Origin of the sequence: Streptomyces sp. MMBL 11-1, from assembly GCF_028622875.1 — a bacterium.
Lineage (GTDB): Bacteria > Actinomycetota > Actinomycetes > Streptomycetales > Streptomycetaceae > Streptomyces.
In genome coordinates this window covers 129,937-155,078 of sequence record NZ_CP117709.1, presented here as the reverse complement: position 1 = coordinate 155,078, position 25,142 = coordinate 129,937, and the positions used below count along the sequence as shown (strand labels likewise).

Here is a 25,142-nt window from a genome sequence, read left to right as displayed (position 1 = left end):
TCAGGCCGGGCTGCGCACATCGGTCACCGCGAACAGCGCGCCGTCCGGATCCCGCAGGGTGACCTCGGTGCCCCCGAAGCCGGTGCGCTCCTCGACGAGGGCGCCACCGTGCCGCCCGGCCGCGGAGACCGTCGCCGCGAGGTCCGCCGCCGGGAACTGGACCTGCCAGTGCGGGCGCACCATCGGATCGACAGCCGCCTCCACGGCCCCCGAGCTGATCCGGGCCAGCGCGTGCCCCTCGCACCGCACGATGACCTCGTCGCCCTCGTACGCGACATCGCAGCACCCCGGCCGCCCACTCGCCCAGTCGAGCACCTCGCCGTAGAAGATCGCCGCGTCGAAGGCGTCACGGGTCCGCAGGCGCAGCCAGGCGTGCGCGTGGTCGGCCGGGGCCGGCGGCGAGGCGGAGGCTTCGGTGCGCTCCCAGAGACCGAAGGACGCCCCGTCCCGGTCCGACGCCAGCACCCCGCGCCCCTTGCCGAGCGTCAGCGGCCCCACCGCCACGGTCCCGCTGCGCTCGCGCACCCGGGCGGCGGCCACGTCCGCGTCCTCCACCGCGAAGTACGGCGTCCAGGCCACCGCGACCCGGTGCGCCGAGGAGACGGCGAAGACGCCGGCGACCGGCACCTCTCCGCGGTAGGCCACGGCGAAGTCCGCCCCGAGCCGCCCGGGGCGGAACGACCAGCCCAGGACCTGTGCGTAGAACCGCTCGGCGGTCTCCAGGTTCCGGGTCATCAGGGTGACCCAGCACGGCGCGGCCGGCCCCGTCAGCGGTGCTGCCGAGGCCGTGCGGGGGTCGCTTCCGGTCATGGTGGTCCACTGCCTTCGTCGAGGAGCGGCGTCCTGCCCGGCCGCTGCGGTCCAGAACCCACCCTCGACCGGCCCGCCCGGTCCCGCAACGCGGGCCCCGGCCACCGCCCGGCGCGCGGCGGGCCCGTCAGCCGCGCGGGGGCTCCTCGTCGGGCGGCAGCGGACCGTTGCCGTGGTCCTTCAGCTCGTACGGGGACAGGGCGTGGCCGTCCGCGGGGAACCGGTCGGAGGAGTGCGGGTCGTGCTGCTCGATGTGGGTGCGCCCCGCCGGCTTCTCCGGCTGCTCATGGGGCTGCGGCGGTGGCGGCTCCGCGTCGTGCTTGCGCTTGGTGAGGATGAAGCCGCCGATCAGCAGGGCGACGACGGCCACCGCCACGATGGGCAGGACCAGCCCGAGAGCCCCCGTGCCGTCCGCGAGGGGGACCGCGGCGGACGCCTTGGCCGCGTTGACTGCATTCAGAACATCCATGTCATGCGCATACCCCGGTAGAAGGGCATCAGTCAGCTATTCACAGCAATTCATGTTTTATGGGTATCTCAGGGGAAACGCGTTTCAAGACCGTGGGTCAGGACCGCCCTCCTGCCCGCTCTTCGCGAGATCCAGACCTCTTTCGGACATGTCCCGTGTCGCCGTCGGCCCGATGCGGGGTCAGCCTGGAGTGGTCCCGAAGGCCGGCGCCCCCAGCGGAAGGAATCACGGTGAACAGCACCCCTGAGCAGAGCGGTGAGAAGCACCCGGCGGGCCGGGAGGTCGTGGTCTCGCTCAGCCGCTGCGACACACAGGACGCACGGACCGTCTTCGATGTGCTCGCCACCGCCTTCGCCTCCGACCACCCGATGGGTGAGACGCCCACGTCGGCCTCGGGCCCCCGTCCGACCGTCTGGGTCACCACCGTCGACGTGTCCGAACCGAGGGCGGACGCCACCCCCGCCCGCCTCACCGCACCGGTCACGGTGGACGCACAGGGCGGCTACTGGGCCGTCGACCGGCTGCGTACCCATCTCACCGGGGCCTTCGCGGTGAGCGTCGTCGGCACGGCGGCCGGCGACCAGGAGGAGGAGGTCAGGCTGCGGCTGGAGAGCCGCTGACGGCACGGACGAGAACACGACCGGGGTGACCCGCCCCGCGGCGAAGCGAAAGGCGCGCGCATGGATTCACTCGCTCTGGGAGCCGACCTCGAACCGGAACCGGTCGTCGACGAACACTCCGCCGTGACCCTGCACGTCAACGGCGACCCGACGACGCTGAACGTCGACCACCGCACCACGGTCCTGGAGACGCTGCGGGAGAGCCTGGGCCTCACCGGGGCCAAGAAGGGCTGCGACCACGGCCAGTGCGGGGCCTGCACGGTCCTCGTCGACGGGCGGCGGGTCAACAGCTGCCTGCTGCTCGCCGTCGCCCAGGACGGCGCCACGATCACCACCGTGGAGGGGCTCGCCGAGGGCGAGAGCCTGCACCCGGTGCAGCGGGCGTTCATCGACCGGGACGCACTCCAGTGCGGCTTCTGCACCCCGGGCCAGATCTGCTCCGCCGTCGGCATGCTCCGCGAGGCCGCGGACGGCCACCCCTCGCACGCCACCGGACCGGACGCCCCCGCCACCGGACGGGGCGGCCCCGTCGCACTCGACGCCGACGAGATCCGGGAGCGGATGAGCGGCAACCTGTGCCGGTGCGGGGCCTACCCCCGGATCGTCGAAGCCATCGAGGACGTGATCGAGTGAAACCGTTCGGCTATGTGCGCCCCGCCTCCACCGACGAGGCCGTCCGGCTCTGCGCGGAAGGCGCCGGCGCCCGCTTCCTCGGCGGCGGCACCAATCTGGTGGACCTGATGAAACTCGGCGTGGAGACGCCCCGGGTCCTCATCGACGTCGCCGGGCTGCCACTGGACCGGGTGACCCGGACGGCCGACGGCGGCCTGAGCATCGGCGCGACCGTGCGCAACAGCGACCTCGCCGCCCACCCCGACGTGACGGAGAGCTACCCCGTGCTGTCCCAGGCGCTGCTGGCCGGGGCCTCCGGCCAGCTCCGCAACGCCGCCACCACCGGCGGCAATCTTCTCCAGCGCACCCGGTGCCGCTACTTCCAGGACGTCTCCAAGCCCTGCAACAAGAGACTCCCCGGCTCGGGCTGCCCCGCACGCGAGGGCACCCACCGCGACCTCGCGATCCTCGGGCACTCCCCGGAGTGCGTGGCCACCAACCCGTCGGACATGGCCGTGGCCCTCGCCGCCCTCGACGCGACCGTGGTGCTGCTGGGCCCCGAGGGCGAACGGGCCGTCCCCCTCACCGAGTTCCACCGCCTGCCGGGGGAGAACCCCGACCAGGACACCGTCATCAGGCCCGGTGAGCTGATCACCGAGGTGGTGCTCCCGCCGCCGACGCCCGGGGCGGCCTCCCGCTACCGAAAGGCCCGCGACCGCGCCAGCTTCGCCTTCGCGCTCGTCTCCGTCGCCGCCACGCTCCGGGTGGAAGCCGGCCACGTGGAGCACGCCACGCTCGCGTTCGGGGGCGTCGCCCACCGGCCGTGGCGCGCCCGCCGGGCCGAGACCGAAATGCGCGGGGCGCCGGCCACGCCCGCGGTGTTCCAGCACGCCCTGATCGCCGAACTGGCCGAGGCGCGGCCACTGCGCGACAACGCGTTCAAGGTGGACCTCGCCCGTCGGCTCGCCCTCGACCTGCTCGGCGAACTCACCGAGAGGCAGCCCGCCCGGAGCGGCTGAACCCCGCCCCGAGCGCTCTCCGCGTCCGCCCCCCTCCGCACCACCGACCCCGAGGACCCATCGCCATGACCACGCAAGCCGCGCAGTTCCCCGGTGCGCCCGTCGTCCGCAGAGAGGCCCGGGACAAGGTCACCGGCACCGCCCGCTACGCGGCCGACCGCGCGCCCGACGGCTGCCTGTACGCCTGGACCGTCCCGGCCACCGTCGCGGCCGGACGCGTCACCGCCGTACGGGCCGTCGACGCCCTCGCCGTACCCGGCGTCCACTGCGTCCTCACCCATGACAACGCGCCCGCGCTCCACGAGCCCGACGACCCGATTCTCGCCGTGCTCCAGGACGACCGGGTCCCGCACCACGGCTGGCCGATCGCCCTCGTGATCGCGGAGTCCCTGGAGGCCGCCCGGACGGGTGCCGGGGAACTCCTCGTCGAGTACGAACGCGATCAGCACGACGTCACCCTCACCGAGGACCACTTCGGCCTCTACACGCCCGACGAGGCCAACGGCGGTGAACCCGCCGTCCGGGTGCGGGGCGACGTGGAACGCGCCCTGGCCGCCTCGCCCGTCCAGGTCGACGCCACCTACCGGATGGTCGCGCTGCACAACCACCCCATGGAGCCGCACGCCGCCACCGCGGTGTGGGAGGACGGACACCTCACCGTCCACGACTCCAGCCAGGGTTCCACCAAGGTCCGCGAGAGCCTGGCCCAGGCGTTCGGCCTGGACCAGGACCGGATCACCGTCGTCTCCGAGCACGTCGGCGGCGGGTTCGGCTCGAAGGGCACCACCCGCCCCCAGGGGATCCTGGCCGCGATGGCGGCCCGGCACACCGGCCGTCCGGTCAAACTCGCCTTCCCCCGGGCCCAGCTGGCGGAGGTCGTCGGCCACCGCGCCCCCACGATCCAGCGGGTCCGGCTCGGCGCGGAGCTGGACGGGGTGCTCACCGCGGTCAGTCACGAGGTCGTCACCCAGACCTCCACCGTGAAGGAGTTCGTCGAGCAGGCCGCCGTGCCCGCCCGCGTCATGTACGCCTCGCCGCACAGCCGGACCGCGCACCGGGTGGCCGCCCTCGACGTCCCCAGCCCGTCCTGGATGCGCGCTCCGGGGGAGGCCTCGGGGATGTACGCCCTGGAGTCCGCCATGGACGAGCTGGCCTCGGCGCTCGGCCTGGACCCCGTGGAGCTGCGGCTGCGCAACGAGCCGGAGACCGAACCGGACAGCGGCCTCCCCTTCAGCAGCCGCGGCCTCGCCGCCTGCCTGCGCGACGGCGCGGCCCGGTTCGGCTGGCAGGACCGCGACCCCCGGCCCGCCACCCACCAGGACGGCCGCTGGCTCATCGGTACGGGCGTGGCCTCGGCGACGTACCCCGTCCTGGTCTCCCGGTCCTCCGCGAGCGCCCACGCCGCGCGGGACGGCGGCCTGAGCGTCGAGGTCAACGCCACCGACATCGGCACCGGGGCCCGCACCGTCCTGGCCCAGATCGCCGCCGACGCGCTCGGCGTCGCCCCGGAGGCCGTACGCGTCGACATCGGCTCCACCGCGCTGCCCGCCGCCCCGCTGGCCGGCGGCTCCTCCGGCACCGCCTCCTGGGGCTGGGCCGTGCACAAGGCGGCGTCCGGCCTCGCCGCCCGCCTCGCGGAGCACAACGGCCCCCTGCCCGCCGACGGGATCACCACCACCGCCGACACCGAACGGGAGGCCGGGGAGGAGTCCCCGTACGCCCGGCACGCCTTCGGCGCGCACTTCGCCGAGACGGCCGTCGACGCCGTCACGGGCGAGGTGCGCGTACGCCGCCTCCTCGGCGTGTACGCCGCCGGGCGGATCCTCAACGCGCGCACCGCACGCTCCCAGTTCACCGGCGCCATGGTGATGGGCATCGGCATGGCCCTCACCGAGGGCTGCGGCATCGACCCGGACTTCGGCGACTTCACCGCCAAGGACCTCGCCTCCTACCACGTGCCCGTCTGCGCCGACACGGCCGACATCCAGGCGCACTGGATCGAGGAGGACGACCGCCACCTCAACCCGATGGGCAGCAAGGGCATCGGCGAGATCGGGATCGTCGGCACCGCCGCCGCCATCGGGAACGCGGTCCGTCATGCCACCGGCGCCCGGCTGCGCGAACTGCCCCTCACCCCGGACACCTTGCTGCCCTACCTGCTCTGACCGTGTCGCGACCGGACACCTCCCCACCGGACACCCCCCCCACCGGCCCGGACGGCCCACCTGTTGCGCGTCCGGCCTACTCGGCGCACCCTGATGAGTGACCCAGAAGTGATCAATGCTCACGCTTCGTGTTCGGGGGTCGTTCGTACGACGGGGTGAAGTACGACGGGGTGAAACACGTGGGCCTCGTGGTGAGGAGCCTCGACGATGACCGTTCCACTCGACCGGCACTGCTCGGTCGAACTGCAGGTGTCGGCAGCGCGCGTTTCCCAGGTGCGGCGGATCGTCGCCGCACACCTTCGCCACTGGAGTCTCGACCTGCACGTCCGCCCGGTGTGCCGGGCCCTGGACGAGCTCCTGACCAACGTCCACCGGCATGTCGGCGACGGCCACGCCTGCGTCGTCGAACTCCGCTGGACCGGGCGGCACGTGACCGTGTCCGTCGCGGACGACAGTGCCCGGATGCCCCGGCTGCTGCCGGCCGGCGGCGGGCTGAGCCGGGTCATGGCCCTGAGCGACAGCTGGGGAACCTGCCGGACCACCGACGGAAAAGTGGTCTGGTTCACCCGCTACGCCGAGGCGCCGCGGACCGCGGACCTGCTCCCGTACGCCCCGCTGCCCGGCGTCCGCACCGCCCGCCCCCTTCCCCTGGCGGTGCTCGCGTAACCGCCCCGCAAAGGCCGCGCGCTCACCCGGCCGACGCGGAACGTGCCGCCCCCGGCACGCATGATCCGCGTCGGCCGGGTACGTGCGGGGGAGGGGAGGGCCGCGTTGCGCGGACCGGTGCGGCGCGGCACGGTCGGAGTACCGATGCAAGGAGGCCACTGCCATGCCCATCGCGACGGTCAATCCCGCGAACGGCGAACTGATCAGGTCTTTCGACGCCCACGGCGAGGAGGAGACGACACGCAGGATCGCCGCCGCCGCGGAGACCTTCCGCCAGTACCGCACCACCCCCTTCGAGCAACGGGCCGCCTGGCTGAACCGGGCCGCCGACCTCCTCGACGAGGACCGCGACACCATCGCCCGCACGATGACCGTCGAGATGGGCAAGCCCGTCACGGCGGCCCGCGCGGAGGCGGCCAAGTGCGCGAAGGCGATGCGCTGGTACGCCGCCCACGCGGAGGGGCTGCTCGCCGACGAACACCCGGACCCCGGCGACGTGAAGGACTCCGGCGCCTCCCGTGCGCTGGTCCGCTACCGTCCGCTCGGCGTGGTCCTCGCCGTGATGCCGTGGAACTTCCCGCTCTGGCAAGTGGTGCGCTTCGCCGCCCCCGCGCTGATGGCGGGCAACGTCGGACTGCTCAAGCACGCCTCGAACGTCCCGCAGACCGCCCTCTACCTGGAGGACCTCTTCCACCGCGCGGGCTTCCCCGCCGGATGCTTCCGTACGCTCCTGATCGGCTCGGGCGACGTCGAGGCGGTCCTGCGCGATCCGCGCGTCGCCGCCGCCACCCTCACCGGCAGCGAACCGGCCGGGCGCGCCGTCGCCGCCACCGCCGGGGACGAGGTGAAGAAGACCGTGCTGGAACTCGGAGGCAGCGACCCGTATCTCGTCCTGCCGTCGGCGGACGTGGATAAGGCCGCCGCCACCGCCGTCACCGCCCGCGTCCAGAACAACGGCCAGTCCTGCATCGCCGCCAAGCGCTTCATCGTGCACGCCGACGTGTACGACGCGTTCGCCGAGCGGTTCACGGCGGGCATGCGCGCCCTGACCGTCGGCGACCCACTGGAGGAGGGCACCGACATCGGACCGCTCTCCACCGAACAGGGCCGCACCGACCTGGAGGAACTCGTCGACGACGCCGTCGAACGGGGAGCCGGGGTCCTGTGCGGCGGACGCCGTCCCGACAAGCTCGGCGGCGGCCTGGAGAACGGCTGGTACTACGAGCCCACCGTGCTCGCCTCCATCACCACCGCCATGCGGATCCACCGCGAGGAGGCCTTCGGCCCGGTCGCCACCCTCTACCGGGTCGCCGACCTCGACGAGGCGATCCACCTGGCCAACGACACCCCCTTCGGCCTCAGCTCCAACGTCTGGACCCGCGACCCGGGCGACCAGGAACGCTGCGCCCGCGACCTGGAGGCCGGCGGGGTCTTCTTCAACGGGATGACCGCCTCGCACCCGGCCCTGCCCTTCGGCGGCGTCAAGCGCTCCGGCTACGGCCGTGAGCTGGCCGGACACGGCATCCGCGAGTTCTGCAACGCCACCACGCTCTGGTACGGGACCGAGGCGCCCTGACACCCCCGCCCGTGTGCCGTCACCCGATGAGGAGACCCGCTCCGTGAGCGACCCCCGTACGCCCTCCGCTCCCTCCGCCCTCTCCGACGACGAACTCGCCGCGCTCGACGCGCACTGGCGCGCGGCCAACTACCTCGCCGTCGGCCAGATCTACCTCATGGCCAACCCGCTGCTGACCCGGCCGCTCGTCCCCGAGGACATCAAGCCGCGGCTGCTCGGCCACTGGGGCACCTCGCCGGGGCTCAACCTCGTCCACACCCACCTCAACCGGGTGATCAGGTCCCGGGGCCTGAGCGCCCTGTGCGTGTGGGGGCCCGGCCACGGGGGACCGGCCGTCCTCGCCAACTCCTGGCTGGAAGGCAGCTACTCCGAGACCTACCCGGACGTCGGCCGGGACGCCGAGGGGATGGGGCTGCTCTTCAGACAGTTCTCGTTCCCCGGCGGGGTCCCCAGCCACGTCGCCCCCGAGACGCCCGGCTCCATCCACGAGGGCGGCGAACTCGGCTACGCCCTCGCCCACGCCTACGGAGCCGCCTTCGACCACCCGGACCTGACGGTGGCCTGCGTGATCGGTGACGGCGAGGCCGAGACGGGGCCGCTCGCCGCCTCCTGGCACGCCAACAAGTTCCTCGACCCGGTCCACGACGGGGCCGTCCTGCCCATCCTCCACCTCAACGGCTACAAGATCGCCAACCCGACGGTCCTCGCCCGCATCCCCGAGGACGAGCTGGACCGGCTGCTGCGCGGCTACGGGCACGACCCCCTGTACGTCACCGGCGACGACCCGGCCGCCGTCCACCGGGCGCTGGCCGCCGCCATGGACACCGCCCTGGACCGCATCGACGCCTGCCGGCGGGCCGCCCGCGAGAACGGCGCGACCGAACGCCCCCGCTGGCCCATGATCGTGCTGCGCACCCCCAAGGGATGGACGGGACCCGAAGAGGTCGACGGACTGCCCGTCGAGAACACCTGGCGCTCCCACCAGGTCCCGCTCTCCGGCGTCCGCGACGACCCCGGGCACCTGCGGCAGCTGGAAGCCTGGCTGCGCTCCTACCGGCCCGCCGAACTCTTCGACGCCGACGGCCGCCCCACCGAACAGGTCCTCGCCTGTGTGCCCGAGGGAACGGCCCGGCTCGGCTCCACCCCGTACGCCAACGGCGGGATGCTCCTGCGCGACCTCCCGCTGCCCGACCTGGCGGACCACGCAGTACGGGTCGACAAGCCCGGCACCGGCCTCCACGAGCCCACCAAGGTGCTCGGCGGCCTCCTGGAGAGCGTCATGGCCGCCACCGACGGCCGCAGGGACTTCCGCGTCGTCGGCCCCGACGAGACCGCCTCCAACCGGCTGGACGCCCTCTACCGGGCCACCGGCAAGGCCTGGCAGGCCGGCACCCTGCCCACCGACGAACACCTCGCCCACGACGGCCGGGTGATGGAGGTGCTCTCCGAACACCTCTGCCAGGGCTGGCTGGAGGGCTATCTCCTCACCGGGCGGCACGGGCTCTTCTCCTGTTACGAGGCGTTCGCCCACATCGTCGACTCCATGGTCAACCAGCACATCAAATGGCTGCGCACCTCGCGCCGGCTGCCCTGGCGGCGGCCCATCGCCTCGCTCAACTACCTCCTCACCTCGCACGTCTGGCGCCAGGACCACAACGGCTTCTCGCACCAGGACCCCGGCTTCGTCGACCACATCCTCAACAAGAGTCCCGAGGTCGTGCGCGTCTACCTCCCGCCGGACGCCAACACCCTGCTCTCCGTCACCGACCACGCGCTGCGCAGCCGGGACCACGTCAACGTGATCGTCGCCGGGAAGCAGCCGACCTTCGACTGGCTCACCCTGGACGAGGCCCGCGCCCACTGCGCGCGCGGGGCCGGCGTCTGGGAGTGGGCCGGGACCGAGGATGGCGGCCGGGAGGTGGACGTGGTCCTCGCCTGCGCCGGGGACGTGCCCACCCAGGAGACGCTGGCCGCCGCCGGCCTGATCCGCCGCCACCTGCCGGAGCTGGCCGTGCGCGTGGTCAACGTCGTCGACATCGCCCGCCTGATGCCGAACGCGGAGCATCCGCACGGCATGCCGGACGCCGAGTACGACGCCCTCTTCACCCGCGACAGGCCGGTCATCTTCGCCTACCACGGCTATCCGTGGCTGATCCACCGGCTCGCCTACCGCCGCAACGGCCACGCCCACCTCCATGTGCGCGGCTACAAGGAGGAAGGCACCACGACCACGCCGTTCGACATGGTCGTCCGCAACGACCTCGACCGCTACCGGCTGGTCATGGACGTCATCGACCGGGTACCGGGTCTCGGCGTCCGCGCCGTCGCCGTACGCCAGCAGATGGCGGACGTCCGCACCCGCCACCACGCCTGGATCCGCGAGCACGGCACGGACCTTCCGGAGGTCGTGGACTGGACGTGGGGCGACTGACAGGGCCTCGCACCGGCCGCCGCCCCTCCGGACCGGCCGATGAGCGATCATGGGCGGCGACCCGAGACCCACCGGAGAGGCCGCCATGAAGCCGCGCTGCGCCGTGATCGAGGACTACCAGTCCGTCGCCACCACCGTCGTCGACTGGTCGTCCGTGACCGCCGACATCGAGGTGGTGACCTTCACCGAGCACCTCGCCACCGAGGACGAAGCGGCCGCCGCCCTCGCCGACTTCGACATCGTGGTCACGCTGCGCGAACGGGTGCCCTTCCCGGCGGAGCTGCTGGCCCGGCTGCCCCGGCTGCGGCTCCTCGTCGCCTCCGGCATGCGCAACTCCGTCATCGACTTCGAGGCCGCGAAGCGGCACGGCGTGGTCGTCTGCGGAACCGCCAGCTCCTCCACCCCGCCCGTCGAACTGACCTGGGCGCTGCTCCTGGGCCTGGCGCGCGGGATCGTCCCCGAGGCGGAGGCCCTGCGTGCGGGCGGGCCCTGGCAGTCCACCCTCGGGGCCGATCTGCACGGGCGGCGGCTCGGTCTGCTGGGGCTCGGGAAGATCGGCGGCCGGGTGGCGCGGGTGGGCCTGGCCTTCGGCATGGACGTCCTGGCCTGGAGTCAGAACCTCACGGCGGAACGCGCCGACGAGGTCGGGGCCACGCTCGCCGCCTCCAAGGAAGAACTGCTGGCCTCCAGCGACTTCGTCTCCGTCCACCTGGCACTCGGCGAGCGGACCAGGGGCCTGATCGGAGCCGCCGAACTCGCCCTCATGCGCCCGACCGCGTACCTGATCAACACCTCCAGGGCGGCCCTCGTCGACACGGACGCCCTGCTCGCCGCCCTGGACACCGGCGTGATCGCCGGGGCCGCGACCGATGTGTTCGACACCGAGCCGCTCCCGGCCGGCCACCGGGCCCGTACGGCCCCGCGTCTGCTGGCCACCCCGCACCTGGGCTATGTGTCGCGCGCCAACTACGAGACGTACTACGGCCAGGCCGTGGAGAACATCAGGGCCTTCCTCGACGGGCGGCCGGTCCGCCGTCTGGGCTGACGGCGGCGGGCACCGTCAGCGGCTCCGGTCAGTAGCGCAGCGCCGCCGCGATCCGGCCGTGGTCCGCGAGCGAACCGTCCTCGACGAAGACCACATCGGCGCCGCTGTCCAGCGCCGCTTCGGCCAGTTCGTCGACGATGTCCTCGCGGACCGTGCCGTCCGCACCCTGCGAGCTGCCCTCGGGCACCGGTTCCAGGTGCTCGTCGGTCACCTGAACGGTCGCCTGGAAGTGTTCCTCCACCGCGACCAGACCCGCCCGGCCCTCACGGACGGCGGCCCACACCTCGTCGAGCCCACCGGCGAAGGAGTGGGCGCTGCGGGCGTTGTCGAGACGGGTCGCGACCTCCGAGGCCGCCCGGCGAGCGCCCTCGTCGAGGGCGGGCCGCAGCTCTTTGAGGACCTCGGCGGGCGTCAGGTCGGCCGGCGCGCCCTTGGTGACCCGGCCGACGGCGGCCCCGGAGCTCTCGCCGACCTCGTCCAGCAGGGCGAGGGCGGGGGCGAGGCCCATCAGATACAGCGGGCGCGGGTCGTCGGCGAGCACCGCGCGCAGCTTCTCGTCGACATCGCGGAAGAAGTTCCGCGTCTCCTCGTCGGTGAAGGTGCTCGGCGTGTCCCCGATCCGCTCCTCGCGCTGCGGGTTCGGCGGTTCCTCCGGCGCGGTCAGCGGGAAGCCGCCCGCCTTCTCCGGACGGATGCCGTCGCCCGTGCCGATCCACAACGTGGCGTGGTCGGCGGCGATCGTCAGCGCCCGGAAGGGCCGGGTCTGGGCTTTGGCGGCGACGAGGTTGCGGGTGAGGTAGGTGTCGCTGAGCACCACCCGTTCGGGTGCGGTGCGCGGAAGCTGCCAGATCCAGAACTCGTCGGTGGTGGCGAGGAGCACCAGGGAGTCCATCGCCCCCCGCGGGTCCACCTCGCCCGCCGCCCGCTCCAGCTGGTGCATGAGGGCGGCCCGGACCTCGCGGCTGACCTGCGGATCGGCGTCGAGGCGGTGTCCGGCGTCGGCCACCAGGTTCCGCAGGCGGACCGGGTCCTGGGCGTTGTCCGGGGCCGTGCGGTGGGTCGGCATGGTCAGGGACAGGGCCGGATAGGGCCGGGTCGCCCGCAGCTCCCGCAACAGGTCGGCGGTCAGGGCGTCCGTATCCATCGTTCCCTCCCGGGGCTCGAACCCGCTCCCGTATGAAGCGGATGCTTCGACGAGTCAATTCATACCTTTTGATCCTCATGTGAGCGAGTTGTTGCCCTCGGACCGCGGGAGGTCGCGCGATGTCCACGCTCACGGTGGGGAAGCCCCGGACAGCCGAAGGCGCGGAAGGCGTCGAGGAGGCGCTCGACACCGAGCGCGAGGCGAAGCTCCGCGATATCTTCGGCGACGGGACGGCGTGATGCGCGCACCGCCCGTCACCCCTCACGTCCCCCCTCTCCAGGATTGGACGGACCGTCCGTGCGAGCGAATCTCCCCGACACCAGCGGCGAAGGCGCCGGGCCGTGAGCGCCGCCGACGCGGTGACCGACTCCCTCCAGAACCTGCGCGCCAGGTTCGTCGACGTACGGGAGGGGAAGCCGGCCGACTACATTCCCCAACTGGCCCTCGCCGATCCGGACGCCTTCGGCCTCGCGCTGGTGAGTATGGACGGACACCGCTACATCGCGGGCGAGGCCGAGGTCCCCTTCACCCTCCAGTCGGTCTCCAAACCGTTCGTCTACGCCCTCGCGCTCTCCCTGCTCGGCCTCGACGAGGTGAGCCGCTGGGTCGGCGCCGAGCCGAGCGGTGAGGCGTTCAACGCCATCAGCCTCGAACCCGGTACGGGCAGGCCCGCCAACGCCATGGTCAACGCCGGCGCGATCGTCACCACCGCCCTGGTCCCCGACACCCCGGACGAACCCGCCTTCGACCGGATCCTGCACTGTCTCGGCTGTTTCGCCGGGCGTGAACTGGACGTCGACGAAGAGGTGTTCAGCTCGGAGTCGGTGACCGGGGACCGCAACCGGGCGCTGGCGTACCTGATCCGCTCCACCGGCACCATGCCCGTCGACCTGGTCCTGGCGGTCGACCGCTACTTCCGCCAGTGCGCGATCCGCGTCACCGCCGTCGACCTCGCCACGATGGCCGCGACCCTCGCCTACGGCGGCGTGAACCCGGTGACCCGCGAGAGGGTCGTCTCCGCGGAGGTCGCCGCCCGGGTCCTCGCCGTCATGGCGACCTGCGGCATGTACGACGGCTCCGGCGAATGGCTGCTGCGCGTCGGCCTCCCCGCCAAGAGCGGGGTGTCCGGCGGCCTCATCGCGGTGGGTCCCGCCCGCTTCGGAGTGGCGACGTACAGCCCGCCGCTGGACGCCACCGGCGGATCGGTACGCGGACACGCCGCGCTGGAGGCGATGTCGGACCGCTACGGGCTCCACCTCATGCTCAACCCCGCGCTCCCCGGCTCCACCGTCACCCTTGTCACCACCGCGGACGACCTGCCGTCGGCGCCCTCGGCCGGGAGCGAACGGGTGCTCCACGAGCAGGTCGGCGTCGTCGTCGCCCAGGGGTCCATCGACTTCACGGCCGCGGAGCGCGTGCTGTACGCACTGGACGAGTCCGGGCCGGACGGGGGTTCGGTGGTGCTCGACCTGCACGACGTCACGGCCGTCGACTCCGTGGCCCTGGCGATGCTGCACACCGGACTCGCCCGGCTCGCCGCCGACGGGCGGCGCGCGGCGGTCGTGGATCCGAACGACCTGCTGGGCCCGCCCGACCTCGTGCGGGAACGGACCGGCCAGGACCTGCCGCGCTACGCCACCCGTGAGGGCGCCGTCGAAGGCTGCGCGCAGGCCCTGGCCGGGGAGGACTGAGCCGGTACCGCCGGGTGGGCCGGGACTACCAGATGGCGCCGACCCACTCCGGGTGGTCTATGAACGGGTTCCGGTTGTGCTGGAACCGGTCGAATATGACGTCGTTGCGGCGCTTCTCGAAGGTGTCCGGCGGGTCTTCCTGGCTCCACTGCTTCAGGACGGACAGCCGGCCCATCTTCGGTGCGGACCCGTTGTTCACCTGGTCGTTGGGTTCGAGGTCGGCGAAGGAGTCGTGGCCCTCGTAGCGCACCGCCATGTAGAGGATCATACGGGCGACGTCGCCCTTGACCTCGTCGCGCGGCTCGAAGGAGTCGCCGTCGGTGAAGTTGCCTGGCGCGTTGCTCAGTTGGCTTCCTCCGTTGTCGAAGTCCTTGTTGCCGCGCGTGGAGTTGACCTGGACGTCGGTGGGCCGCAGATGGTGGACGTCGGTGCCCGGACCCGTCGCCGTGCCGAAGTCGCCGTGCGACTTGGCCCAGACGTGCTCCCGGTTCCAGTCGCCCGAGTTGCCGCCGTTGTCGTTCTTGGACTGGGAGCGCCCGGTGTACAGCAGGACGACGTTGGAGGGGTTGGCGGGATCTTCGTCGGTGGCCTTGAGGGCGTCCCACACCTGACTGTAGGAGAGCTTGGTCTGGTCGCTGATGATCGTGTTCAGGGCGGATTTCAGCTCGGCGCCGGTCTTGCCGAGCGCGTCCTGGTAGTAGGTCTCGTCGAGGGCCGCCGAAGTGGCGGCGTAACGGCCGGGCGAGCCGTCCGACGGGGCCGCGGCGGCGGTGCCGGCGAGCACGGTGACGGCTGCGACCGCGGCGAGCAGTGGACGCGCGTAGAACGAGTGACGACGGGACATGTGGGGGTGTCCTCTCCGGAACGCGGGCGTCGCGACGGGCCCCTGGAGGATGCTCGCGCGGCGGCCGTGCGGTAGGTGGTCAGGCGGAGCCTTCCACACGCACCGTGCCCCACGTGTGAACACGGCGTATCTATCATGTGCAGGTCAAGAGTGACTCCTCGGGGCGCGGGAAGGAGCAGCCCGGGGGCGCAGCCCGGACGGCGGCCGCGCCTTACCGCCACTCAGGTAGGAGCGGCAGGTCAGACCGGGTGGTAGCGGGCACAGCGGGATACGGTCGCCTGGCACGCGTCCCGCGCGGGGGCCGGGGTGGGAAGACATCGGCTTCCGCCACACCGCGGGGGCTCGTACCTGTCCGACCGAGAGGAAAGCCGTGCCCGTCGACTTCGACGTCGTCATCGTGGGGGCCGGCGCGGCCGGGCTGAGCCTGGCCCACCACCTCTGCGCGCCGGACAGCCCCGTACCGCTGTCGGTGGCCCTCGTCGACGCCCCGCCGGGTCCTCTGAGGCCGCCCCCGCGGACCTGGTGCTTCTGGGAGCCGCCGGGCGGGCCCTACGATCCGAGCCTGACCGCCTCCTGGCACCGGCTGCGGGTCCGGGCGGCCGACGGGGCCCGCACGGTGACCCGGCTCTCGGCGCTGCGCTACAAGATGTTGCGCTCGGACGCCTTCGAAGCACTGGTCGAGCAGCGGTTGTCCCGTGCGCCGGCGCTGTGCCGGATGGAGGCGACGGTGAGCGAGGTGCGCGCGGTCCCGTCCGGCGGCGGCGAGGTCCACGCCCGGGGCGCCCGGGGCGAACGGATCCTCGTCCGGGGCCGTCTCGTCTTCGACTCCCGGCCGCCCCGCCGCCTGCCGCCCGCACGCACCACACTGCTCCAGCACTTCACCGGCTGGTTCGTCCGCACCGAGCGTCCCGTGTTCGATCCGGCGACCGCGGACCTGATGGACTTCCGCACGCCGCAGCCCGCTCGCGGGCTCTCCTTCGGCTATGTCCTGCCGCTGGACCCGCACACCGCGCTGGTCGAGTACACCGAGTTCTCGCCCGCCCCGCTGGACGCCGACGGCTACCGGCGTGCCCTGCGCCACTACACCCACGAGGTGTTGAGGCTCGGACCGTTCCACGTCACGGCACAGGAGCACGGGGTCATCCCCATGACGGACGGTCGCTTTCCGCACAAGCGGGGGCGTTCGGTGTATCGCATCGGCACCGCCGGAGGCGCGACCCGTGCCTCGACCGGCTACACCTTCGCCGCCGTACAGCGACAGAGCCGGTCCATCGCCGCGCAGCTGCGCGGCGGACGACCGCTGCGCGTGCCTCCGCCGCACGGGTGGCGGGCGCGTGCGATGGACGCGGTGATGCTGCGGGCTCTGGACAGCGGCCGGGTGGACGGCGCGGACTTCTTCGGCCGTCTCTTCCGCGGTGTGCCCGGCGACCGGCTGCTGAACTTCATGGACGGCCGTACGCGGCTGCACGAGGACCTGCTCATCGGCTCGCGGACCCCGGTGGTCCCCATGCTGCGGACCGTCGTCGAACTCCCCTTCCGACCACGGCGTGAACTCCCCGGGGCTCCGCCCCCTCCCACACCGACCGACCACGAAGAGAGCACTTCATGAGCGTGTTGCGCGGTGACGCACTGTCCGCGGCCTTCGACCACGGCTCGGCCGCCTACGACCGCCTCGTCGCGGCCAGCCCCGGCTACCACGCCCACCTGCGCCGCTCCGCACGCCGCCTGGGCCTGCCGGAGGGCGGACGCGGGCTGCGCGTGCTCGACCTGGGATGTGGCACGGGTGCTTCCACGGCCGCGCTCCTCGCCGCCGCCCCGCACGCCCGGATCACCGGGGTCGACGCGTCGGCGGGCATGCTGGACCGCGCGGCGGCCAAGAGCTGGCCCCGCGGCGTCGACTTCGTGCACCGCCCGGTCGAGGAGCTGGCCGGGCGGCTGGAGAACGGGGCCTACGACGCGGTGTTCGCCGGGTACCTTTTCCGCAACCTGACCGACCCCGACATGACCCTCGACATGGTGCGCGGTCTGCTCGCACCGGGCGGCCGTCTCGCCGTCCACGAGTACACGCTCGGCGGATCCCGCGTTCACCGTTGCGTGTGGAACACGGTCTGCGCCGCGATCGTCCAGCCCGCCGGCCGCCTCGCCGGGGACACCGAGCTGTACCGCCATCTGAGGCGCAGCGTCATCGAGTTCGACACGGCCCCCGCCTTCGCCGGCCGCCTGCGGCGGGCCGGATTCACCGACGTACGGGCCCTCCCGCTGCCCGGCTGGCAGACCGGGATCACCCACACGTTCACCGGCCGCGCGGGGGAGCCGGCATGAGGCTCCCGAGGGACGGCGGAACAGGCCCGCGGCGGGGCCGTGACCGGCGGGCGGCCGTGATCCCCGCCCCTGCCGGCCGTGCCCGGTTCACCGGCCGGGCCCCTGCCGTGGCGGTCGTCGGCGGCGGCATCGCCGGGATCGCGGCGGCCACCCTCCTGGCCGAGCGAGGCGTACGCGTCACCCTCCACGAGAGCGAACGGAGCCTGGGCGGACGGCTGGCGGGCTGGCCCACCGAGCTCGCCGACGGAGCGACCGTCACCATGAGCCGCGGCTTCCACGCCTTCTTCCGCCAGTACTACAACCTGCGCGGCCTGCTGCGCCGTGTCGACCCGGGGCTCCACTCGCTGACCCGGCTGCCCGACTACCCCCTGCGGCACAGCTCAGGTCTGCACGACAGCTTCGCCCGGGTACCCCGCACCCCTCCCCTCAGCGCCCTGGGGTTCGTCGCCCTCAGCCCGACATTCGGGGTGCGGGACCTCGCCCGGATGAACCCGCGGGCCGCCCTGCCCCTGCTGGACGTGCGCGTGCCCGACGTCTACGACCGGCTCGACGGCGTCAGCGCCCATGACTTCCTCACCCGCATCCGGTTCCCGGAAGCCGCCCACCACCTCGCGTTCGAGGTGTTCTCCCGCAGCTTTTTCTCCGATCCGCGGGAACTGTCGGCGGCCGAACTGGCGCTGATGTTCCACATCTACTTCCTCGGCTCCAGCGAGGGCCTGCTCTTCGACGTTCCCGGCGAACCGTTTCCCGCTGCCCTGTGGGACCCGCTGCACCGCTACCTGGAAGCCCACGGCGTCGACGTACGGACCCGGACGCCGGTCCGCCAGGCACACCCCCTGCCCGACGGCGGGCTGGACCTCACCACCGACGACCGCACCACCCGCTACGACGCCCTCGTCCTCGCCCTGGACAGCGGCGGCCTGCGCCGACTCGTCGCCGCCTCGCCCCGCCTGGGCGACGCCGGCTGGCGCGCCCGGATCGCACGGCTGCGCACCGCGCCGCCGTTCCTCGTCTCACGGCTCTGGCTGGACCGGCCCGTGGCACACGACCGGCCGGGCTTCCTGGGCACCAGCGGCTACGGGCCGCTGGACAACGTGAGCGTCCTGGACCGGTGGGAGGGCGAAGCCGCCCGCTGGGCCGCCCGCACCAGGGGATCGGTCCTCGAACTCCACGCCTACGCCGTCGCCCCGGACGCCGACCGGTCCGCCGTACAGCACGAGACGCTGCGCCAACTGCGCCGGATCTACCCGGAGACGCGGAGCGCCCGCGTCATCGACGAGCGCCACGCGTGGCGGTCGGACTGCCCGATGTTCCCCGTGGGCGGCTACCGCGACCGGCCGGGGGTACGCAGCCCCGACCCCGCCGTCACCGTGGCCGGGGACCTGGTCCGCACCGAGCTGCCCGTGGCGCTGATGGAGCGCGCCGCGACCAGCGGATTCCTCGCCGCGAACGCCCTCCTGCAACGGTGGGGCGTACGCGGGCAGACGCTCTGGACGGTGCCGCGCACCGGACGCTCGGCAGCTCTGCGCCGGCTCGCCGCGCTGGGGACCGACTGACGGAGGCGTGCGCGGGCTCACGAAAGGCCCGCGCCTCTCAACCCGGGAATCGTCCCTCGGCGCGGAGCTGCCAGCGCCGCTCCGCGTACGCCAGGTCGTCCCGCCACAGCCGGCCGGCCGAGGCGCGCATCAGGGGACGCAGCAGCGGCGCTGCCGCGCGGGCCACCCTGAACCCGCGACGGTCCGACGCCGCGACCAGTGCCTCCGTCACAGCGGTACGGGGCCGTCCCCGATCGTCCGGAGCCAGGGGAGTGGCGTGCGTCTCCACCACGGACCCCGCGCCCTCGCCCTCCACGATGTGCATGACGACCGTACGGGGCCCGGGCGCGGTGAACCGGGCCCGGACCGGCACCACCAGCCGCCCGGCCACCTTGAAGGACACGTCGACCGTGAACGCGTCGTCGTCTCCCGGGCCGTCGCCGGGTGTTCCCGTCACGGTCAGGTCCACGAAGGAGTACGGGTGGAACCACGCGCCGTGCCACGGGTCGAGGCGGTTGGCCACCACGTCCTCCGGCTCGCAGCGGCCGATACCGCGGAAGACCGCCTCCACACCGTCCCGCAGCCTCGGCCGAACCGGCACGTAGGGCCTCTCCGACGGGGGTTCGCCCCCCGTCCGGTCGAGCCGCACCCAGAGAAGGACCCCGTCGTCGAAGGCCGGAAAGGGCTCCCATCCCGCGCACGGACCGCCGTCCAGAGCCAGCCCGTGCCAGTGGCAGACCAGCGTGCCGCGGCGTACCGGGCTGTCGCGCAGCGGCGCCCCCAGATGAGGGCAGGCTCCCGGGCCCGTGCGGAGCTTCCCCCGGCCGTCGCGCCACGCCACCACTTCGGTGGAACCGACGGTGACCCCGAGAGGCCGCCCGGGAGGAAGGTCGCGCGAGGCGCCGATGACGTACCAGTTGCCGGAAGGCCGGCTCCGCGCACGCCCCAGGGCCCGCGCGATCAGCGCCGGCTTCGCCTCCCGCCACGTCGGCGCCTGCCGCTCCCACGGCACGGGCGCGCGGCGCAGCCGTAGCGGAACGCGCCGGGGGGACCCTGCCGCGCGGCTCACACCGCCTCCTTCCGCGCCCAGCGTGCGGCGCCGGACACCCGGAGGCGGGACGCCGCCAGGCCGCGCGCCGGCGAGACCTGCCTCTCCCGGCGGCGGCCCACCGTACGCACGGCGACCGCTCGGGCCAGCCCGTCCAGCGCCACGGCGGCCCGTCGTCGGCGAGGGACGACCGCCCGCCGGTGCAGGGCGGCGTACCCGTCCGCCTCGATGGCGTCGAGAATGCCGCTGTACAGCACGAACGCCGTACGGATGCAGGGTCGCGAGACCGGGGCGAGCATCGCGACGCCGGGCAGGGCGGCCCGGTACACGGTCCGGTTGTGGGCCGCGGCGGCCCGCAGGACGTCGGTGATCCGGCTGTCCCGCGCCCCCGTGCGCCGGCTCCACTCGAAGCGCTCCCGGTCCACCCCGTAAGCCTCCAGCAGCTCGGCCGGCAGATAGAGCCGCCCCCGGTCGAGGTCCTCGCCCACGTCCCGCAGGAAGTTGGTCAGCTGGAAGGCGACACCGAGCGCGGCCGCGTGCGGTGCCGCCTCCTCGCGCGGCCCCACCGTCCCGAGCACCGGCAGCATCTGAAGGCCGATCACCGCCGCCGACCCGTGCATGTAGCGGCCGAGCTCCTCGTACGAGGCGTACCCGCCGACCGTCAGATCGCTGCGCATGGAGGACAGGAAATCGGTGAAGTGCCGATGATCGATGCCGTACCTCCCCGCCGTGTCCGCGAGCGCGCGGATCACCGGCTCGGCCGCCCGGTTCCCCCACAGCCCCGCCTCCAGCTCGGCCTCCAGCGCCAACAGGGCGCGGGCGCGCTCCCCGGGCGTGGCCGTGGTGTCCAGATCGTCGACGATGTCGTCGGCCCAGCGGGCGAAGCCGTACAGGGCGTGGACGGCCGGCCGCCGGTCGACGGGGAGGAGCCGTGTCGCGAGGAAGTACGTCTTGCCGTGACGGGCGTTGAGCCCGCGGCAGCGGGTGTACGCGGCACGGAGGGCGGGGTCGTGGATACCCGCCGCGTCGAGTTCGCGAACGGTCATACGCGCATGCCTCCCGGAGCAGAGTGCGGGGCGGCCCGGGGGCCGGTGATCCTCTCCGCCGCCAGCTTCCCGGAGATCAGGACGGTCGGCACCCCGACGCCGGGCGTCGTACCGCAGCCGGCGAGGACGGCGTTGACCGTGCCCCGCACCAGGTTGCGCGGGCGGAAGGGGCCGGTCTGGGGGAAGGTGTGGGCCACCGAGAAGGGGGTCCCCGCCGCATGGCCCCGCGCGGTCCAGTCGAGCGGCGTGACCAGCCCCTCCTCCTCGATCGCCGCGCCGAGACCGGGCATCTCGCGGCGCTCCAGCTCGGCCAGCAGCTCGTCCCGGTAGCGGGGCCCCAGCTCCCGCCACTCCCGCACCCCGGGCCCGACCCGGGTGTTCGGACAGGGCGCCAGCACGTAGTGGAGGTGCTTGCCCGGCGGTGCGAGGGAGGGGTCGCTCGCGGTGGGCCGGGTGATGAGGAGCGAGGGATCCGACATCAGCTTCCCGGTGCGGGTGAGTTCGTGGAAGGTGCTCTTCCAGGCCCCGCCGAACGAGATGGTGTGGTGCGCCAGATCCGGCCAGGTGCGGTCCGTGCCCGCGTGCAGGACCACCGCGGACGGCGAGTGCCGGAGAGGGAGGAGCCGCCGCGGGTCGCGGCCGAGCAGCCGGTAGCTGACCGGCAGATCGGGGGTCAGCACGACCGCGTCGCAGGGAATGCGCCCCTGGTCGGTGACGACGGCGGTGACACGGTCGCCCGAACGCTCCAGCCGCGTCACGCTCTGTCCGTAGCGGAGGCAGGCTCCGGCGTCGGCGGCCGCGTCCGCCATCGCGCGGGGCAGCGCGTGCATGCCGCCCCGGGGGAAGTACACCCCGGCCACCGTGTCCATGTAGGCGATGACCGCGTACGCGGCCAGCGCCCGCGCCGGAGGCACACCCGCGTACAGCGCCTGGAAGGAGAAGACCCTGCGCAGCCGTTCGTCCGGGACGAAACGTGCGATGCGCGCGTCGAGCCGCCCGAAACCGCCGAGCGCGGCCAGACGGGCGAGGTCGGGGTGGGCGAGCTGGAGCGGTGAGTCGAAGTTGGTGTCGATGAAACGGCGCATCTGCACCCGGTAGAGCCGCTCCAGCCAGCTGCGCAGCCGCCGGTAGCCGGCCGCCTGCCGGGCCCCCGCGAACTGTTCGACGGCGGCCTCCATCGCGGCGCCGTCGGTGTGCACGTCGAGCTGGGAGCCGTCGGCGAAACGGGCCCGGTAGGCGGGGTCCAGCCGCATCAGCTCCAGCCGGTCGGCCATCCGCTCGCCGACGGCGGCGAAGGCCTCCTCCACCAGATCGGGCATCGTCAGCACGGTCGGCCCGGTGTCGATGCGAAATCCGCCCGCTTCCAGCAGCCCGGCCCGGCCCCCGGGCCCGCCGTCCCGCTCGACGACCGTGACGCCGCGGCCCGCGCCGAGCAGATGGAGCGTGGCGGCCAGTCCCGCCAGACCGGCGCCGACCACGACCACGTGGTCGACGGGCCCCTTGACCGTGATCACCTGGTGTCGCCTCCTTCGGCCGACGTCAGGACCCGTGTGGCGGCCGCCGACCCGCCGTCGTGGCGCGTCCCGCCGGGAGCGGCGCCGAAGTGGCCGGACCGGTCTCCGGAGACCGTGCGCAGCAGACCGAGCAGCTGGCGGCCGCCGTGCGCGTCCACGTCGACGGCCTGTCCCAGACGACGTACGGCGCGGTGGTGAAGGCGCTCCGCCGCCCGCTCCACATGGGCGCGCGCCCCCGTCGCGTCGAGGACGCCGCGTACGTCCACGAGATCCTCCTCGGTGAGGTCGGCGTCGCCCGTGACACGACCGAGGACGGCCAGCGCCTGTTCGTCGCCCGCGGCTTCGGCCCACGTCCGGGCGACCGCCAGCAGGTAGGTCGGCTTGCCCTCGCGGACGTCATCGCCGGACGGCTTCCCCGTCAGCGCCGGGTCGCCGAAGACCCCGAGCAGATCGTCGCGCAGCTGAAAGGCGATACCGGCGGACCGGCCTGCGGCACGCAGGGCGTCCGTGGTCCGCTCGTCGGCGCCCGCGAGGGCGGCACCGAGCGCCAGAGGCCGCTCGACGGAATACGAGGCGCTCTTGAGCCGGGCGGTCCGCAGGGCCCGCGCCGTCGAGGAGCCACCGCTGACCTGACCGCGCAGGTCCAGGTACTGTCCGGCGACCATCTCGGTCCGCATGGCCCGCCAGAGAGTGCCGACGCGCCGGCGTTGGTCGGCGGACAGCACGGTCTCCGCCACCGTGTCGTCGGCCCAGACCAGCGCGAGATCCCCCGCCAGAACGGCGGCGGAGGAACCGAACGCGAAACCCCGCCCCGACTCCGGCCGAAGCCCCGCGCGCTCGGCCAGACCGATGTGCATGGCGGGCCTCCCCCGGCGAAGCCGCGAGCGGTCCATCACATCGTCATGGATCAGCGCGCAGGTCTGGATCAGCTCCAGCGCCACCCCGAGCCGCAGAGCGGCCGTGGTCTCCGCCGCACCGCACGCGCGCATCGCCCACCACAGGAGGCGGGGCCGTGTCCGCTTGCCGCCGTCGAGCGTGAAGTCGGCGACCCGCCGCGCCAGCTCCTCGGAGAACAGGGCGTCGCTCCGCGAGGCCTCAAGGACCCGTTCCGCCAGCACGGCCCGTGCGGTGCGCAGGAGAGCATCGGCCACATCCGGGTCGACGACCCGCGGGTCCTCGGCCGACGGGACAGGGTGGCGGTGCCCGTCCCGCTCGTGGGCCGACGGTGAGGGCTCGCCGAACGAGTGCTCCGTGGGCTGGGGACGGTCCATCTCACGCCCTTCCGAATCAGTGATGGTGACGAACGACTCGTCACTCCGCACGGACGCGTACCCCGATCGCGTGCGTACTCGCACGGGGACCAGAAGTTCGTGCCGAGCGGAAGCAGGCACTGACACAGAGACGATCACGTCTGCCGCGCACTCCCGGGGGAGAAACACCCCGGACACGTCATGGCGGCGCCCACCACGCCCGTATGGCCCACGTGAACGGGGCGCACCGGCCCGCCCCGGCGGGCCGCCCGACGACGATCGTCCGCGGCGGCCGCCGGGGCACCGGGCCCGTCACCTCATCCGGCCGCCCAGTCGCGCAGGGCGCGGGCCGAGCCGAAGTCGGCCACGTTCCGGTCGAGGGGATCGTCGGTGTACTGGTGAATGCGCCAGTCCGCCTCGATGCGGGGCTTGCCCGCGGTGCCGTAGTCGGCGATCCACAGCCCGTCGCCGGCGTAGCCGGTGGTGTCGTGGTCGAGCCAGAAGGTGCGGTTGCAGTACAGCAGGACCCGGTGGTCGGGCCGCTCCCGCTTCACCGCGCGGATGAACCGGTCCTTGTCCGCGTTGCTCGCGCGCGTACCGCCCCCGGTCTGTTCCCAGTCGACCGCGAGCAGGTCACCTGCCTTCTCCGGGGTCTTGCTCAGGAAGTAGTCCACCTGGTCCGCCACGTCTCCCGGCCAGAGGAAGTGGTAGAAGCCGACGACGCACTCGGCGTCCCTGGCCCGCTTCACCTGTGCGGCCAGACGCGGATTGACATAGGTGCGGCCTTCGGTGGACTTGACGATGACGAAGTCGAGTCCGTCCGTGTCGTAGGAGGGCTGATAGGCGCTGACGTCGACACCGTGGAGCATGGGCACCGCCTCGGAGAATGGGGCAACGACCTCCCTCTCCTGCCCACTCCCCGGGTGCCCCAAGGGCCGATTCACCCTCCCGGGTAGGCGTGCGCGGGCTCTTCGGATGCGGCCGGGTCCGCGGGGGGCGAGAATTGCCGCAAGGACGAGGAGGCGGCATGAGCGAAGAGTCCGAACCCGTATCCGCGACCATGTCCGGGCCGGAGGGCGTCACGCCCGACCGGCTCCTGCACACGGGCGCGAGCGACCGGCCGAGCGCGGAGGACCTGGTGCTCGCCTCCGGGCGGGACCTGACGCCGGAGACCCTGGAATGGGCGCGGCGCAAGCTGGCCGCCGAGGGGCGATCGGCCATCGACAAACAACTGCCCTGACGGTCCGACGGCCCGCGGGTGCCCCCGGTGGGCGACCGTGCGGAGCCGTGCGCCGGGGCGGAGGCGCGGGGAGCCGGGGAGCGGGTGGGTCGCGC

22 protein-coding genes are annotated in these 25,142 nt (G+C 73.3%); 13 read left to right on the top strand and 9 right to left on the bottom strand.

Features of this window, described 5'->3' with window-relative positions; all coding sequences use genetic code 11:
- Positions 1-810, bottom strand: coding sequence for a VOC family protein (locus tag PSQ21_RS00690; protein ID WP_274028380.1), 810 nt, complete (start codon positions 808-810; stop codon positions 1-3).
- 127 nt (positions 811-937) lie between these two features.
- Complete coding sequence (locus PSQ21_RS00685; protein WP_274028379.1) at positions 938-1,279, bottom strand: DUF6479 family protein; 342 nt, start codon at positions 1,277-1,279, stop codon at positions 938-940.
- 230 nt (positions 1,280-1,509) lie between these two features.
- Between PSQ21_RS00685 and PSQ21_RS00680 the strand changes: the two genes are divergently transcribed.
- The 8 genes from PSQ21_RS00680 (at position 1,510) to PSQ21_RS00645 (ending at position 11,413) form a co-directional block, all read left to right on the top strand.
- Positions 1,510-1,899, top strand: coding sequence for a hypothetical protein (locus PSQ21_RS00680; protein WP_274028377.1), 390 nt, complete (start codon positions 1,510-1,512; stop codon positions 1,897-1,899).
- Positions 1,900-1,959: 60 nt separating this feature from the next.
- Complete coding sequence (locus PSQ21_RS00675) at positions 1,960-2,532, top strand: (2Fe-2S)-binding protein (RefSeq protein WP_274028376.1); 573 nt, start codon at positions 1,960-1,962, stop codon at positions 2,530-2,532.
- A complete protein-coding gene (locus PSQ21_RS00670; protein WP_274028374.1) occupies positions 2,529-3,530 on the top strand; it encodes an FAD binding domain-containing protein in 1,002 nt (333 codons plus the stop codon). The genes PSQ21_RS00675 and PSQ21_RS00670 overlap by 4 nt, the downstream gene beginning before the upstream one ends.
- A gap of 65 nt (positions 3,531-3,595) precedes the next feature.
- On the top strand, positions 3,596-5,695 hold the full coding sequence (locus PSQ21_RS00665) for a xanthine dehydrogenase family protein molybdopterin-binding subunit (protein WP_274028373.1): 2,100 nt from the start codon (positions 3,596-3,598) through the stop codon (positions 5,693-5,695).
- 207 nt (positions 5,696-5,902) lie between these two features.
- Positions 5,903-6,361, top strand: coding sequence for an ATP-binding protein (locus PSQ21_RS00660; RefSeq protein ID WP_274028372.1), 459 nt, complete (start codon positions 5,903-5,905; stop codon positions 6,359-6,361).
- A gap of 163 nt (positions 6,362-6,524) precedes the next feature.
- On the top strand, positions 6,525-7,937 hold the full coding sequence (locus PSQ21_RS00655) for an NADP-dependent succinic semialdehyde dehydrogenase (protein ID WP_274028370.1): 1,413 nt from the start codon (positions 6,525-6,527) through the stop codon (positions 7,935-7,937).
- A 43-nt stretch (positions 7,938-7,980) separates the two neighbouring features.
- Positions 7,981-10,368: a phosphoketolase family protein gene (locus PSQ21_RS00650; protein WP_274028367.1), complete on the top strand. Its 2,388-nt coding sequence runs from the start codon at positions 7,981-7,983 to the stop codon at positions 10,366-10,368.
- 85 nt (positions 10,369-10,453) lie between these two features.
- Positions 10,454-11,413, top strand: a complete 960-nt coding sequence (locus tag PSQ21_RS00645) for a D-2-hydroxyacid dehydrogenase family protein (protein WP_274035591.1) — start codon at positions 10,454-10,456, stop codon at positions 11,411-11,413.
- A 28-nt stretch (positions 11,414-11,441) separates the two neighbouring features.
- On the opposite strand, the gene PSQ21_RS00640 is transcribed toward PSQ21_RS00645, so the two are convergent.
- Positions 11,442-12,557: a baeRF3 domain-containing protein gene (locus PSQ21_RS00640; RefSeq protein ID WP_274028366.1), complete on the bottom strand. Its 1,116-nt coding sequence runs from the start codon at positions 12,555-12,557 to the stop codon at positions 11,442-11,444.
- Positions 12,558-12,898: 341 nt separating this feature from the next.
- Here PSQ21_RS00640 and glsA point away from each other — a divergent pair, with 341 nt between their 5' ends.
- On the top strand, positions 12,899-14,248 hold the full coding sequence (gene glsA, locus PSQ21_RS00635) for a glutaminase A (protein ID WP_274028364.1): 1,350 nt from the start codon (positions 12,899-12,901) through the stop codon (positions 14,246-14,248).
- Positions 14,249-14,273: 25 nt separating this feature from the next.
- Here glsA and PSQ21_RS00630 read toward each other — a convergent pair whose 3' ends face one another.
- The gene (locus PSQ21_RS00630) at positions 14,274-15,092 is read right to left on the bottom strand and encodes an endonuclease I family protein (protein WP_274028362.1); all 819 of its coding nucleotides are present in this window, start codon (positions 15,090-15,092) and stop codon (positions 14,274-14,276) included.
- Between the two features lie 370 nt (positions 15,093-15,462).
- On the opposite strand from PSQ21_RS00630, the gene PSQ21_RS00625 reads away from it, so the two are divergent.
- Genes PSQ21_RS00625 through PSQ21_RS00615 form a run of 3 tightly spaced genes read left to right on the top strand, consistent with a single transcriptional unit; the run spans position 15,463 to position 18,970 of the window.
- Positions 15,463-16,701: a lycopene cyclase family protein gene (locus PSQ21_RS00625; protein ID WP_274028361.1), complete on the top strand. Its 1,239-nt coding sequence runs from the start codon at positions 15,463-15,465 to the stop codon at positions 16,699-16,701.
- A complete protein-coding gene (locus tag PSQ21_RS00620) occupies positions 16,698-17,414 on the top strand; it encodes a class I SAM-dependent methyltransferase (protein ID WP_274028360.1) in 717 nt (238 codons plus the stop codon). Before PSQ21_RS00625 ends, PSQ21_RS00620 begins: the two co-directional genes overlap by 4 nt.
- Positions 17,411-18,970, top strand: a complete 1,560-nt coding sequence (locus PSQ21_RS00615) for an NAD(P)/FAD-dependent oxidoreductase (protein WP_274028358.1) — start codon at positions 17,411-17,413, stop codon at positions 18,968-18,970. Before PSQ21_RS00620 ends, PSQ21_RS00615 begins: the two co-directional genes overlap by 4 nt.
- 37 nt (positions 18,971-19,007) lie before the next feature.
- Here PSQ21_RS00615 and PSQ21_RS00610 read toward each other — a convergent pair whose 3' ends face one another.
- The 5 genes from PSQ21_RS00610 to PSQ21_RS00590 form a co-directional block, all read right to left on the bottom strand.
- Positions 19,008-20,018: a DUF5914 domain-containing protein gene (locus PSQ21_RS00610; RefSeq protein WP_274028356.1), complete on the bottom strand. Its 1,011-nt coding sequence runs from the start codon at positions 20,016-20,018 to the stop codon at positions 19,008-19,010.
- Positions 20,015-21,043: a phytoene/squalene synthase family protein gene (locus tag PSQ21_RS00605; protein ID WP_274028355.1), complete on the bottom strand. Its 1,029-nt coding sequence runs from the start codon at positions 21,041-21,043 to the stop codon at positions 20,015-20,017. The genes PSQ21_RS00610 and PSQ21_RS00605 overlap by 4 nt, the downstream gene beginning before the upstream one ends.
- On the bottom strand, positions 21,040-22,557 hold the full coding sequence (locus tag PSQ21_RS00600) for a phytoene desaturase (protein WP_274028354.1): 1,518 nt from the start codon (positions 22,555-22,557) through the stop codon (positions 21,040-21,042). The genes PSQ21_RS00605 and PSQ21_RS00600 overlap by 4 nt, the downstream gene beginning before the upstream one ends.
- The gene (locus PSQ21_RS00595) at positions 22,554-23,828 is read right to left on the bottom strand and encodes a polyprenyl synthetase family protein (RefSeq protein WP_274028353.1); all 1,275 of its coding nucleotides are present in this window, start codon (positions 23,826-23,828) and stop codon (positions 22,554-22,556) included. Before PSQ21_RS00595 ends, PSQ21_RS00600 begins: the two co-directional genes overlap by 4 nt.
- 296 nt (positions 23,829-24,124) lie before the next feature.
- Complete coding sequence (locus PSQ21_RS00590; RefSeq protein ID WP_274028352.1) at positions 24,125-24,676, bottom strand: GH25 family lysozyme; 552 nt, start codon at positions 24,674-24,676, stop codon at positions 24,125-24,127.
- Positions 24,677-24,834: 158 nt separating this feature from the next.
- Between PSQ21_RS00590 and PSQ21_RS00585 the strand changes: the two genes are divergently transcribed.
- Positions 24,835-25,047, top strand: coding sequence for a hypothetical protein (locus tag PSQ21_RS00585; RefSeq protein ID WP_274028351.1), 213 nt, complete (start codon positions 24,835-24,837; stop codon positions 25,045-25,047).
- Positions 25,048-25,142: the final 95 nt, after the last annotated feature.

Coding starts and splice junctions, on each gene's coding strand:
- PSQ21_RS00690 (WP_274028380.1), bottom strand. CDS start 810: ATGACCGGAAGCGACCCCCGCACGGCCTCGGCAGCACCGCTGACGGGG.
- PSQ21_RS00685 (WP_274028379.1), bottom strand. CDS start 1,279: ATGGATGTTCTGAATGCAGTCAACGCGGCCAAGGCGTCCGCCGCGGTC.
- PSQ21_RS00675 (WP_274028376.1), top strand. CDS start 1,960: ATGGATTCACTCGCTCTGGGAGCCGACCTCGAACCGGAACCGGTCGTC.
- PSQ21_RS00665 (WP_274028373.1), top strand. CDS start 3,596: ATGACCACGCAAGCCGCGCAGTTCCCCGGTGCGCCCGTCGTCCGCAGA.
- PSQ21_RS00660 (WP_274028372.1), top strand. CDS start 5,903: ATGACCGTTCCACTCGACCGGCACTGCTCGGTCGAACTGCAGGTGTCG.
- PSQ21_RS00655 (WP_274028370.1), top strand. CDS start 6,525: ATGCCCATCGCGACGGTCAATCCCGCGAACGGCGAACTGATCAGGTCT.
- PSQ21_RS00645 (WP_274035591.1), top strand. CDS start 10,454: ATGAAGCCGCGCTGCGCCGTGATCGAGGACTACCAGTCCGTCGCCACC.
- PSQ21_RS00640 (WP_274028366.1), bottom strand. CDS start 12,557: ATGGATACGGACGCCCTGACCGCCGACCTGTTGCGGGAGCTGCGGGCG.
- PSQ21_RS00630 (WP_274028362.1), bottom strand. CDS start 15,092: ATGTCCCGTCGTCACTCGTTCTACGCGCGTCCACTGCTCGCCGCGGTC.
- PSQ21_RS00620 (WP_274028360.1), top strand. CDS start 16,698: ATGAGCGTGTTGCGCGGTGACGCACTGTCCGCGGCCTTCGACCACGGC.
- PSQ21_RS00615 (WP_274028358.1), top strand. CDS start 17,411: ATGAGGCTCCCGAGGGACGGCGGAACAGGCCCGCGGCGGGGCCGTGAC.
- PSQ21_RS00605 (WP_274028355.1), bottom strand. CDS start 21,043: ATGACCGTTCGCGAACTCGACGCGGCGGGTATCCACGACCCCGCCCTC.
- PSQ21_RS00595 (WP_274028353.1), bottom strand. CDS start 23,828: ATGGACCGTCCCCAGCCCACGGAGCACTCGTTCGGCGAGCCCTCACCG.
- PSQ21_RS00590 (WP_274028352.1), bottom strand. CDS start 24,676: ATGCTCCACGGTGTCGACGTCAGCGCCTATCAGCCCTCCTACGACACG.
- PSQ21_RS00585 (WP_274028351.1), top strand. CDS start 24,835: ATGAGCGAAGAGTCCGAACCCGTATCCGCGACCATGTCCGGGCCGGAG.